This window comes from Enterococcus sp. 12C11_DIV0727, from assembly GCF_002148425.2.
Taxonomy (GTDB): Bacteria; Bacillota; Bacilli; order Lactobacillales; family Enterococcaceae; genus Enterococcus_L; species Enterococcus_L lemimoniae.
The window spans coordinates 1363575-1376356 of sequence record NZ_CP147248.1 but is presented as its reverse complement, the minus strand read 5'-3'; the positions used below and the strand labels follow the sequence as shown (position 1 = coordinate 1376356).

The following is a 12782-nucleotide window of genomic DNA, read 5'->3' as shown; positions in this document are numbered from 1 at the left end:
GTGATGCACTGTGATTTTTGTACCAAATGAAAACAATGACCCAAGAATCAACTTAGCAATCGAAACTTATTTATTAAAAGAAAAATCGTTAGATGAACCAATTCTCTTATTTTATATCAATGATCCATCGATCATTATTGGGCGTAACCAAAACACAATCGAAGAGATCAATAAAGAGTATGTTGATGAACACGGTATACATGTGGTGCGTCGTTTAAGTGGTGGTGGTGCTGTGTACCACGATCATGGTAATTTAAACTTTAGTTTTATTATGCCTGACGATGGCAACTCATTTCGCGATTTTGCCAAGGTCACACAACCAATCATTCAAGCGTTGCATGAATTGGGCGTATCTGGTGCAGAATTAAAAGGTCGAAATGATTTAGTGATAGATGGAATGAAATTCTCAGGCAATGCGATGTATGCAACAGCGGGTAGAATGTTTGCTCATGGTACCCTAATGTTTGACAGCGATATCGACGAAGTTGTTAATACATTAAAAGTTCGTAAAGATAAAATAGAATCTAAAGGAATCAAATCCGTTCGTTCACGAGTAACGAATATTAAACCATTTTTGCCAGCGGATAAACAAGGAATGACCACAGAAGAATTTCGTGAAGATATCTTGTTGAAAATTTTTGGCGTAGACTCTGTTGATCAAGTGAAGACCTATGAACTAACAGATGAAGATTGGCAAAAAATCAACAAAATATCCGATGAATATTATCTTAATTGGGATTGGAACTACGGCAAATCACCTGCCTTTAATTTAGAACGCCATCAACGTTTCCCAATCGGTTCAATCGATGCACAAATGAATGTGGAAGACGGTGAAATCAAAGAAATCAAGATTTTTGGTGACTTCTTTGGATTAGGTGAAATCAAAGATGTAGAAGAAATTTTGACTGGTACAAAATACGAGAAATCAGCAATCGAAGCAGCGGTCGATCAAATCGACATTAAAAAATATTTTGGTAATATTGAAAAAGAAGATTTGGTTGGTTTATTGTATTAAACGAAAAAATAGTGAGAAGTGTACATTACTTGTGTTTAGATAAAAAACTAGTAATGTACACTTTTCATTTTTATCTCATTTACTCAGATTTTAAGTAGCTAGGAGAAAACGTTTTATTTTATTTTTTCCTAAAAAATCAAAATAATGTACTTTATCAATTGATAAAGATATACTTAAAAAAATGAGTTGGTGGTGTATAATAATGAAAAAAATTATAGTGATTGGTGCAGGAGCTGCAGGATTAGCAGTAGCTATTCGTCTGCAACATGAAGGGTATAATGTTCATTTGTACGAGAAAAATGAACAAGTCGGTGGGAAAATGTATCAAATAAAAGAAAAAGGATTTACCTTTGATGTAGGTCCGACCATCGTGATGATGCCTGAAATTTATCGTGAAGTTTTTGAACAATGTGGGAAAGACCCAGATCAATATATACCGATGAAAAAAGTTGATCCAATGTTATCATTGAACTTTCCAAATGAAGAAACGTTCAACATGTCCTCGGATCTAGTGTCTTTGACGTCACTTTTAGAAGGTATTTCAGATCAGGATATGCAAGGATACCTAGAATATTTAGCAAGTATTTATAAACGGTATCAAATAGCGAAAAAGGCCTTCATCATGAAATCATTTCGTTCTTTTTGGGATTTTTATAATCCGAGATCATTGATTGATGGGTTTAGATTGCACACATTTAATGATGCCTATAGTTCTATTTCAAAATTTGTAAAAGATGAAAGGTTACGAAAAGCATTAGCTTTTCAAACTCTTTATATAGGGGTTTCTCCTTATAATGGTCCTTCTCTTTATACAATTATTCCTATGATTGAACTAATTTACGGCATTTGGTTTATTGAAGGTGGGATGTATACCCTTGCTACAGGAATGGCAAAGGCTTTTGAAGAGCTTGGTGGTACGATTCACCTTAATACACCTGTGAAAGAAATCATAATAGAAAATAAACAAGCTACAGGAATTAGGACAGAAGAAGGCGTTATCCCGAGTGATTACGTCGTGTGTAATGCTGATTTTCCTTATGCAATGAAGTCATTGTTACCAGATGAAAAGACTAGAGGAAAATATACCGATAAAAAAATCGATAAGTTGGATTATTCCTGCTCGTGTTTCATTCTTTATCTTGGTTTGGATAAAAAATATCCTGTGGATTCACTTCACATGATTCGATTTGCTGAAGATTTTGAGAAAAATATTAATGATATTTTTGAAGATGGAAAATTGCCAGATGACCCTTCATTTTATATTTATGTTCCGTCTTCAATTGATGGAAGTTTAGCACCAGAAGGGCATGAAGGAGTTTATATCTTAGTGCCTGTTCCTGAACTTTCACAGGGAGTGGATTGGAACGATACAACTACGAATGCATTTCGACAAAATGTTCTCGATCTAGTCAAAGAAGAAACTATTTTCTCTGATATAGAAGAACATATTGTTTATGAATCTCTCTATACACCTAAGGAGTTTAAGCAAAATTTTAATGCTTATAATGGCGCAACATTCGGGTTGAAACCGACCTTAAAACAAAGTAACTATTATCGTCCTCACAATAAATTCGATTATGCAGATAACCTATATTTTTGCGGTAGTAGTACACATCCAGGGGCGGGAGTTCCAATTGTTTTAACAAGTGCTAAGTTAGCTGCAGAGGAGTTGCTGAAAGATGATAAAAAGAAAAAATGACTTAACGAAAATATTTTCAATGTATGAATCAGATTTCGCTTTATGTGAGCAAACGATTCGTAATCATTCAAAAAGTTTTTATAAAGCCTTCTCTAAACTTCCAAAGCAAAAAGCACTAAGTATTTTTGCCATTTATTCTTTTTGTCGTGAAGCAGATGATAGCATTGATGTATACGGTGATGTGGATCGTTTAAACAAATTAAAACGTGAATTAGATGACTTTTTAGCAGGGGAAATTCCAGATCGTTATTTTTGGAGAGCTTTAGTGCCAGTATTCGAAACGTATGAAATGAATCAACAGTCTTTTTATGATATGTTATTGGGGCAAGAGATGGATTGGGCGTTTCAACAACCTGAAACACAGACTGAATTAGAAGAATATTCTTACTATGTCGCAGGATCAGTCGGATTGATGTTGTTGCCAATTCTTTCTGATTGTCCTGATGAAATAAGAAGCCAAGCAATCCAATTAGGTGAAGCTATGCAAATCACGAATATTTTAAGAGACATCGGAGAAGACTTCAATAATCAGCGAATCTATCTTCCAAAGGAAATCATGGAAAGATTTGATGTTTCACTTAATTCGTTGGAAAAAGGCATCATCAATGATTCTTTTATAGAATTATGGGAATACGAGGCAACAAGAGCTGAGCAACTATACTCAAAAGCACAAACAATGCTGCATACTATCCACAAAGATTGTCAAGAAGCGCTGTTACTATCTATCTATTTTTATAAAGAAATTTTAAATTCAGTTAGGCAAAGCAACTATCAATGTTTTAATAAGAGAAACTTCGTGAAGAAAAGTCAGCAACTTGAATTGTACCAAAAAGCAAAAAACTATTTGAAAACATTGTAGGATAATGGACACTCTTTAAATGTTTTATAATTGTTTTTAGTTTAAGTCTAGTAAAATCGTAGAAGATTAAAAAGAATGAATTGTTGTTAAAAGACATGAACGCAACTATTTTATCAAAACAGCTAAAAAAGGCTATTAACCGAAAATGATTTCTGCTATATTACTAGTAGTGAAAACTAGAAATGATTGATTTTTGGAAGGATGAATAACGTGCGCAACGAAATGATGCATCGACCAGTTGTGAAACCAGAACTTGTTGAATTTATGCGAAATAAACAAAAAAAAATCCAAGGTGAACTTGGCGTAATCGAAGAAGAAGCACACGAAGCGGGAGTACCGATCATTCCCCATGAAACAGTAGTGTTCTTACAATTTTTCTTAGATCAAGTCAAACCCAAGAACATTTTAGAAATAGGGACAGCAATCGGCTTTTCTTCTAGCCTTATGGCGCAATATGTTGGGGAAGACGGACATGTCACGACAATCGATCGATTTGATGTAATGATCAGAAAAGCGAAAGTAACCTATGAACGTTTAGGTCTAACGGATAAAGTAACTTTATTAGAAGGACAAGCGGCAGAAGTTTTACCCACCTTAACAGGACCATATGACTTTATTTTTATGGACAGTGCAAAATCTAAATATATCGAATTTTTACCAGAATGCTTACGCTTATTACGCGTTGGCGGTGTGCTGATGGTGGATGATGTCTTTCAAGCAGGCACGATTTTAGACCCAATTGAAGATATTCCTCGGAGCCAAAGAACCATCCATCGTAAGCTGAATCAATTTTTGGATACAGTCATGACACATCCAGATTTGACTTCAACCTTACTGCCACTTGGTGATGGTGTAATCATGATCACGAAAGAAAAAGAACTAACAGAATAGATAGTATCTAGCTTGGGTCAGGATTTAATTATTTTGATCTAAGTTTTTTTAGATGATTATTTATGTAGACCTTTATAAAAATGATAAAATCAGTTTATGACAAAAAGCGCCACGCTCTTATTTTCCTATTTTTAATCAAGGAGTTTGGGAGCAGACGGTTCTCCATGTTTCGAGGATCGGAGTGAAATGAGAACCGTAGATGTAGAAGCAGCCACTACGCTTCGCTTCGATCACATCAAACTCTAAGTGCTAAAGCACTAAGAGTTGAAGGCTTCAGAAATAAGTCAGCATTCAAAAAATTTGAAGGACAATTTTCGTAAATGCTGGCTTATTGCTGTAAAACACGGCAAGATACGAGTTGATGCTTTCTCGTCAAAGACTCCTCGCAGATAAACATTGTTGCACAGTACCTACTTGGTTCTCGGACCTAAATGTTTCTGTCCCAACCTCTTAATTTAAGGAGTGAATAAAGCTGAAAAGTGATAAAAAGAAGTTACTGGTATTGAATAATTTAGTCGCTCATTATGGGTTTCAGTACTGGTGGGAAGATGAAAATCGAATTTCTGATTGGGTCTCAATGATTCTGATTCAGCAAACGACGGAAAAGAATGCTCATCAAGCATTAGGAAACTTAAAACCTCATTTAACTGTGGAAAAACTTCAAGAAATCGACTTGGGAACGCTACAAAAATTGATTCGTCCTGCTGGTTTTTTCAAGCAAAAGAGTCATTACATCAAAGAACTGATCAATTGGTTTGTGGGACATGGTAGTGCTCTGGATAAATTTCAGGCCTATTCGACTGAGGAGCTAAGAAAAGAGCTTTTGACGATTAAAGGTGTTGGCTCAGAAACAGCAGATGCAATGTTACTTTATATATTTGAACGAAATGTGTTTATTGCGGATCAATATGCTATTCGTTTGTTTAATCGTTTAGGGTTTGGTCCTTATAAAACATATGAAGAAATGCGGAAAGAGTTTATTTACCTAACAGAATCTATTTCACATGAGTTATGTAAAGAATGGCATGCAGCAATTGATGTTCATGGAAAGCATTTTAATAAAGATAAAAAGATGGATGAAACTTTTTTAATTTCTTAGGCTGAACTTCGTAGTTGTTTTTGTGTTTAATCTTCATTTAAGTTTCAGGGCGTAGACTTTCTTTATCAGAGGAGGGAAACGTCATGAAAAATAATCAAAACATAAAAAGTAGACTGTCTAAAATACTTTTGATTGTAGGTGTTGTTCTAATGTTCTTTCTTTTATTTCAAAAAAGTCTAACGGCATTTGCCGATAAATTTAGCCCCAACAGCGGTCCTTTAGAGATTCAAACGCCAACAATTTTTGTTCCAGGAACCAATGGAACGGTCAATCGTTTCAATGGACTGATCAAAAAATTGGATTCAAAAGCGGAGGTACTAAAGGTGACTGTCGCTACAGATGGAACCGTGACGTCTAAAGGCAAACTGACAAGTGCGACAGAACATCCTATGATTGTGATTGCTTTTGAAGACAGTAGCGATAAGACGCTTCCTATTCAAGGAAAATGGTACCAATTGGCGTTGAACTATATACAACAAAAGTATTCATTTGCAACCTATAATTATTTTGGACATTCAAATGGCGGGCTAGTGATTACTTCTTATCTTGAAGAATTTCAGCAAATGTCCGATCCTAAACTGACTAAACTAATCACCTTAGGTACGCCCTATAATGACACATCAACTAAATACAATGAAGCTGTAACCTCATTTACTCAAGTAAAAGAACACAGTGAACTGCTCAATAGTTATCTAAAGGATCTGGAGAATATTCCTGATACGATCGAAATGCTAAATATTGCTGGAGAAGTTGATGATACAGCTTCTGATAATACAGTTTTTGTACAAAGTGTGTTTTCTGGACGGTATATTTATCAAGAGCAAGTAGCTGCCTATCAAGAGAGATTGATTCATGGTGAGGCAACTAGTCATAGTGAACTAGTTGAAAATCAAGAAGTTATCAGCATAATAAAAGAATTTTTCTGGTAATAAAAAAGAGGCAATCAAAAAGCTGATTTCTTGGAAAAGCTTTTTGATTACCTCTTTATTCGGATAGATACAAATAGAACTGACGTTTATTTTGCTGTTTCTAATTATCTGTCTAAAGACTGCAAAGCAGCTTGAACAGCGTGGATTTTAGTCGTATCAAAAAGAGGCACTGTTGTATCATTGTGATTGATCAGCATACCGATTTCGGTACAGCCTAAAATAACGCCTTCGGCTCCTTGTTGATTTAATTTATCGACAACCTTTAAGTAAAATTCTTTAGAGGCAGCTGATATTTTCCCTAAACAGAGCCCTTCATAGATAATTGTACTGACCTGTTGACGCTCCGCTTGATCTGGAATGATCACATCGATACCATTTTCTTCAATTATTTGTTTATAAAAATCTTCTTCCATTGTAAATTTTGTTCCTAGTAAGCCGACTTTTTTAATGTTGTTCTGTTTTAATGTATCCGCAGTTACTTTAGCAATATGAAGAATCGGGATACCGATTTTTTGTTGGACCGCATCAGCTACTTTGTGCATGGTATTCGTGCAAATAACAATATAATCCGCTCCAGCTTTTTCTAAAGAAAGACATGCATCTGTTAATAAGTCGGCACTTTTGTCCCACTGGTTTGAAAATTGATAGGTTTCGATTTCTTGAAAATCTACACTGAATAAAATACATTTAGCAGAATGCAATCCACCTAGTTCGCTTTTGATCGTTTCATTGATCAGTCGATAATAGTCAGCAGAACTTTCCCAACTCATCCCACCTAATAATCCGATTGTTTTCATATTCGTTTCCTTCTATCTATAGTTTTTTTGTTAAGTATACCAAATTGACAATAAGAATGCTTGTTTGAATTGCATTTATTACATTGTGTCGTTTTTGTTAAAGGGTCTTTAAATGAAAATAGCTGTTGTTATTGAGAATGAAAGAGCTATTTTCTCAAAGAGAAGACGAAAATGGCAAAAATAAAATAACTAAACTGTAATTATTCTATTGACAGAATAATTTTAAATTGATACGCTAAGAGTGTAGAAAAAATATCTAGTTGTATGGGTTAGACGCTCAGAAAAAAGATAAAATATGAATAAGCAAGAAAGTATCGCGTTCATATTTTTTAATCGAGATTAAGCGAGCCCATAACGCTTGTAAATTTTAGGAGGAATAATTAAATGAATTTAATCAACACAAAACTATTAGACTTTGAATGCGACGCATACCAAGATGGAGAGTTCATCAAAGTATCAACAGCAGATGTATTAGGTAAATGGAGTATTTTCTTCTTCTATCCAGCTGACTTTTCATTTGTTTGTCCAACAGAACTTGGGGACATGCAAGATCACTATGATCACTTAAAAGAGTTGAATTGTGAAGTTTATTCTGTATCTGAAGATAGCCACTTTGTTCATAAAGCATGGGCTGATGCGACAGATACGATCGGTAAGATCAAATACCCAATGTTAGCTGATCCAAATGGAAAAATTGCTCGTTTCTTTGGCGTTTTAAATGAAGACTTGGGTCAAGCTTACCGTGGTACATTTATCGTTAGCCCAGAAGGCGAAATCAAATCTTACGAGATCAATGATATGGGGATCGGTCGTAATGCGGAAGAATTAGTTCGTAAATTAGAAGCATCGCAATTTGTAGCTAAACATGGTGATAAAGTTTGTCCTGCAAACTGGAAACCTGGTGAAGAAACAATTGCACCAAGTTTAGACTTAGTTGGTAAAATCTAAATCTTAAAATAGACAATGGTAAGACTTCCTTTTTTGGGGAGTCTTTCTTAAAATTTAACGTTAAAAAAACAATGAATTACCTAAAAGGAGAACAGAGATGAGTCAAGAAATTTATGATTTGATCGTAATTGGCGGCGGTTCAGCGGCTTTATCAGCTGGGATTTATGCAGGTCGTGCGATGTTAGATACATTGATTATTGAAAAAGACAAAATTGGTGGACAAGTAACAACAACTTCTGAAATCGTGAACTATCCAGCAATCAGAGCGACAACTGGACCTGAATTAATGGAAGATATGCGATTACAAGCGCTAGACTTTGGGGTTGAATTTACAACGGATGAAATCATTGATGTAGATTTAAGCCAAACAGTGAAAACAGTAAAGTCAGCAACAAAAACCTATCAAGCTTATGCTGTGATCATTGCAACAGGAGCTTCTGCACGTAAAATTGGTTTCCCTGGTGAAATAGAGTTTACAGGGCGAGGTATTGCGTACTGTTCAACCTGTGATGGTGAATTCTTCCAAGGACTAGATATTTTTGTACTTGGCGGCGGATATGCAGCGGCAGAAGAAGCTGTTTATTTAACTCGTTACGGAAAATCAGTGACAATGATCATTCGTGAGCCTGATTTTACCTGTGCCAAACTAACTGCTGAAGCGGCTAAACAACATCCAGACATCAAAATTGTTTACAATACAGAAGTCAAGGAAATCACTGGCGATGACTTTGTTCGTAAAGCTGTTTTTGTTAATAATGAAACAGGAGAAGAAACAACATACGAAGCCCCAGCAGATAGCACTTTTGGTATGTTCGTTTTTGCAGGGAATAAACCAAGTACAGAAATTTTTGAAGGAAAAGTCGAGCTAGATGGAGGCTATGTCCCTACGAATGAAAATATGGAAACCAATGTACCTGGGGTATATGCAGCCGGGGACTTACGAATCAAAGAACTACGTCAAATCGTTACAGCTGTAGCTGATGGCGCAATTGCCGCGACGAATGCACAAAAATATATCACAGAAGAAAAAACAAAAGCTGGTTTGCCAATCGTCAATGAGCGTATGGAAAAACGTTTAGCGATGCAACATGCTGAAAATAAAGAAGCTCAACCAAAAGCAGAGAAGAAACCTGCTAAAGCGACAAGCGGCAATAACACTTGGTTCCCTGACGCAATGAGAGAACAATTAGGTGGTATTTTTGGTAAATTAACGAAGAATGTTACGTTATTACAAGTCATGGATAGCAGTGAAGAAAAATCACTAGAGTTGAACTCTTTTCTAACTGAGTTTGCGTCATTGAGTGATAAGATTTTATTGGAAACCGTTGAAAAAGGTACAGACGTAGAAGCAAAATATGGTATTGATAAATTACCAAGTGTAGTTGTCTTAAATAATCAAGGTGAATACACTGGAATCAAGTTTAGCGGAATTCCGAGTGGTCATGAAGTCAATTCAATTGTTTTAGCGGTCTACAATGTGGGAAGCGCTGGACAGCCAATAGAAGAGCCTATCGTAAATAAAATCAAAGCATTACCTAAAAAGAAAGTGCAGATTTTCGTATCATTGACCTGTCACTATTGCCCAGATGTGGTAGCGGCCTGTCAACGGATTGCTTCAATCAATCATAATGTTGAAGCTGAAATGATCGATATCGGTGTTTTCCCAGAACTGAAAACAGAAAAGAAAATCATGAGCGTTCCTGCGATGATCATTGATGATCAGAAAATTGTCTTTGGTTCTAAAAATATGGATGAAATTGTTGAAATTTTAGAGAAATAAAAAAAGCCGAATCAACTGAACATTTTGTTCTTGATTCGGCTTTTTTTATTTTATCGTAACTAGTTTTTTTAAAGGTTCTACTCCAAAATGTTTTTCTTGATACAATAAAATTTCAGCACATGCCCGACTATCTTCCAAAGCATCATGGTGATTCTCTAATTGGATATTTAGATTTTCACAAACTGTATTTAACTTGTGGTTAGGTAGTTCTGGAAATAATTTACGGCTAGTTTTCACTGTACATAACGAAAGGTAATTCGGCTGAGCGATGCCATAATAATCCAAACAACCTGCTAAAACACCACAGTCAAAGGGAGCGTTATGAGCAACCACTAAACTATTTGATTTGAAACAAGATTGGATTTGACGCCAAACATCAGGAAACTTTGGTGCATCAACGACATCTTCTGGCTTGATACCATGGATCTGAATATTTTTCCAGAAAAAATCTGTTTCTGGTTTAATTAGAGAATAATATTCATCAACAATTTTATTATTTTCTACCTTTACTAATGCGACAGAACAAGCGCTATGCTTGGCATAACTAGCTGTTTCAAAGTCTATGGAATAAAAATTCATGTTCATTATCCCTTTCAGTTCTAAATTAATTCATACATGCAGTATATCAAAATAAATGGCAGATAGTAAGCCTAATTCTAAAATATTAACAGAAATTAAATGAAAAACGAGAGAAGCATCCTCTCGTTAAGCAATCGTTAAATCAAGCTCAACTGGACAATGATCACTACCAGTAATCTCAGTATGGATCTTCGCACTGGTTAAAGCCTCTTTCAAAACATCAGAAACGACAAAATAATCGATTCTCCATCCAGCATTATTCTTCCGAGCATTAAAACGATAGCTCCACCAAGAATAAACGCCTTCTTGATCAGGATAAAAATGGCGATAGGTATCAATAAAACCACTATCCAACAATTCAGTAAACTTCGCCCGTTCTTCTGGTGTGAACCCCGCATTTTTTTGATTCGTTTTCCAGTTTTTTAAATCAATATTTTGATGGGCAACATTTAGGTCACCACATAGAATCACTGGTTTTTCTTTACTTAATTCGTTTAAATACGCACGAAAAGCGTCTTCCCAAGTCATGCGGTAATCTAAACGCTTTAGTTCATTTTGTGAATTAGGCGTATAACAGGTGATTATAAAGAAGTTAGGATATTCTAATGTGATCAGACGACCTTCTTGATCATGTTCCTCAAGATCCATACCATATCGAACACTAATCGCTTCTTCTTTAGCAAATATTGCAGTACCAGAGTAGCCCTTTTTCTCAGCATAGTTCCAATATTGATAGTAGCCAGGTAAGTCTAAATCAATTTGTCCTTCTTGTAATTTGGTTTCTTGTAAGCAGAAAAAATCTGCATCTAGTTCATTAAATACTTCCATAAAATTTTTCTTAACAACAGCACGTAAGCCGTTAACATTCCATGAGATACATTTCATTTTCATAACTCCCATCTAAATATAGGTTACTTATTATTTTCGTCTATCTTAGTTTAACATAAGGTTTATTATTAATGGCTATCTAAAACTTTTTTGTAGTCATAACCTATTTCTTTTTGTAGATTAGAATTAGTATTGTGTTGGTAACGGGTTATTTGATTTTGAATTAATGATTTGAAAAAAGGACCATTTGGTGAATAACTTGTGTTGTATAAGGGCACTGTTATTGTAGACTCAATCTTTTTAGTCGCTTTTGTACACTTTGAATTACTAGTAGAGTATTTAACAGAATAAATAATTTTACTGCTCTGATTTGGCACTATAAATAAATTAATCTGTTCGGTGGAATTAGCAGCAATCTTTTTATTTACAGGTACAGAATATTTATTAGATGCATTGTTGATATCTAGTAAAAGAACAGCTGTTTTATCTCGACCACCTGCACCCATACCACCAAATGTAAAACTTTTAGCTGATCTATTATAGTAGATGGGATGTATTTCAAATTTTTTATTAGATACTAACTCAGTTATTTCAAATTTAATAGCATGATATTTTTCGTTATTTTCAAATAGTTTATGTAGTTCATCTGAAAGGTTCAATTCAAAAGATTTTAAAATATCACCAGAATATAGTGAATCCTTTCTTTTTGTTTTAGTCAAGAATAAGTTTTCGACATCTTTAGCTGATAATTTGTTTTGCACTTGGTCAATATCTTCTAATGTAACTAACAGCTCGAACTCTGAATCTTTCGAATTTTCTAAACCGTTGTTGATAATAAAAATTATTAATTTATTATCCTCCAAACCGTAACTAACTTCTAAGTCAGCTTCTTTTATCGGCTGAATGTCGTCTATTTCAATAGTTGCATCAGAAACTATTAAATTTTTTGAGGTACTATTTTGTAGAGTAGATACATTCGTAAGAAAGAAATAAGAATCATTTGATTCTTGAATATCCGTTGGTTTTGCTATGACATATGAGTTATTTAACGATTCAGGATTATAGACTGGTTCAGTCTTATTCTGAGTGACTTCTATAGTACCTAGAAATGGAATAATTACTTTTTCTGTGATGGTAATTATAGAAAGAATAGCCGGAATAATAGATATAAATAGCATAATTCGGCCGTTCCTTTGTTTTTGAGTAGTTTTCAATCTTTTTTCTTTTCTGGGAATAATAAACACCTCCATTAACAATTATACCATTAAACTATATAATAAGAAATAAGTTACTTTTTGATAATAAGGTCATTTTAATTATAGTGAAAGTTATTTATAGAATTAGGCGAAGAGGAGATG

General features: G+C 34.6%; 12 protein-coding genes. 8 read left to right on the top strand and 4 right to left on the bottom strand.

All coding sequences use genetic code 11. The features are described 5' to 3' along the window. Positions 1 to 10 precede the first annotated feature (10 nt). The 6 genes from A5866_RS06610 (at position 11) to A5866_RS06585 (ending at position 6492) form a co-directional block, all read left to right on the top strand. The gene (locus A5866_RS06610; RefSeq protein WP_086444023.1) at positions 11 to 1015 is read left to right on the top strand and encodes a lipoate--protein ligase; all 1005 of its coding nucleotides are present in this window, start codon (positions 11 to 13) and stop codon (positions 1013 to 1015) included. A gap of 202 nt (positions 1016 to 1217) precedes the next feature. Beyond that, the gene (locus A5866_RS06605) at positions 1218 to 2714 is read left to right on the top strand and encodes a phytoene desaturase family protein (RefSeq protein WP_086444024.1); all 1497 of its coding nucleotides are present in this window, start codon (positions 1218 to 1220) and stop codon (positions 2712 to 2714) included. Continuing rightward, positions 2695 to 3573, top strand: coding sequence for a phytoene/squalene synthase family protein (locus A5866_RS06600; RefSeq protein WP_086444025.1), 879 nt, complete (start codon positions 2695 to 2697; stop codon positions 3571 to 3573). The genes A5866_RS06605 and A5866_RS06600 overlap by 20 nt, the downstream gene beginning before the upstream one ends. A 210-nt stretch (positions 3574 to 3783) precedes the next feature. Continuing rightward, complete coding sequence (locus tag A5866_RS06595; protein WP_086278760.1) at positions 3784 to 4464, top strand: O-methyltransferase; 681 nt, start codon at positions 3784 to 3786, stop codon at positions 4462 to 4464. A 472-nt stretch (positions 4465 to 4936) separates the two neighbouring features. Further along, entirely contained in the window at positions 4937 to 5563 is a 627-nt protein-coding gene (locus A5866_RS06590) for an endonuclease III domain-containing protein (RefSeq protein WP_086444026.1), read from the top strand. Between the two features lie 83 nt (positions 5564 to 5646). Then, positions 5647 to 6492 carry an alpha/beta hydrolase gene (locus A5866_RS06585; RefSeq protein WP_086444027.1) on the top strand — a complete coding sequence of 282 codons (846 nt, stop codon included), beginning with the start codon at positions 5647 to 5649 and terminating at the stop codon, positions 6490 to 6492. 104 nt (positions 6493 to 6596) lie between these two features. On the opposite strand, the gene A5866_RS06580 is transcribed toward A5866_RS06585, so the two are convergent. Then, a complete protein-coding gene (locus A5866_RS06580; protein WP_086444028.1) occupies positions 6597 to 7289 on the bottom strand; it encodes an aspartate/glutamate racemase family protein in 693 nt (230 codons plus the stop codon). A gap of 384 nt (positions 7290 to 7673) precedes the next feature. On the opposite strand from A5866_RS06580, the gene ahpC reads away from it, so the two are divergent. Continuing rightward, positions 7674 to 8237 carry an alkyl hydroperoxide reductase subunit C gene (gene ahpC, locus A5866_RS06575; RefSeq protein WP_010773275.1) on the top strand — a complete coding sequence of 188 codons (564 nt, stop codon included), beginning with the start codon at positions 7674 to 7676 and terminating at the stop codon, positions 8235 to 8237. Positions 8238 to 8334: 97 nt separating this feature from the next. Continuing rightward, positions 8335 to 10017 carry an FAD-dependent oxidoreductase gene (locus A5866_RS06570; protein WP_086444029.1) on the top strand — a complete coding sequence of 561 codons (1683 nt, stop codon included), beginning with the start codon at positions 8335 to 8337 and terminating at the stop codon, positions 10015 to 10017. Positions 10018 to 10062: 45 nt separating this feature from the next. Here A5866_RS06570 and A5866_RS06565 read toward each other — a convergent pair whose 3' ends face one another. The 3 genes from A5866_RS06565 to A5866_RS06555 all read right to left on the bottom strand — a co-directional run bounded on the left by A5866_RS06565 (position 10063) and on the right by A5866_RS06555 (position 12674). After that, positions 10063 to 10596 carry a 3'-5' exonuclease gene (locus A5866_RS06565; protein WP_086278765.1) on the bottom strand — a complete coding sequence of 178 codons (534 nt, stop codon included), beginning with the start codon at positions 10594 to 10596 and terminating at the stop codon, positions 10063 to 10065. Positions 10597 to 10722: 126 nt separating this feature from the next. Further along, positions 10723 to 11481: an exodeoxyribonuclease III gene (locus A5866_RS06560; RefSeq protein ID WP_086444030.1), complete on the bottom strand. Its 759-nt coding sequence runs from the start codon at positions 11479 to 11481 to the stop codon at positions 10723 to 10725. Between the two features lie 71 nt (positions 11482 to 11552). Next, positions 11553 to 12674: a hypothetical protein gene (locus A5866_RS06555; protein ID WP_339099755.1), complete on the bottom strand. Its 1122-nt coding sequence runs from the start codon at positions 12672 to 12674 to the stop codon at positions 11553 to 11555. Positions 12675 to 12782 lie beyond the last annotated feature (108 nt).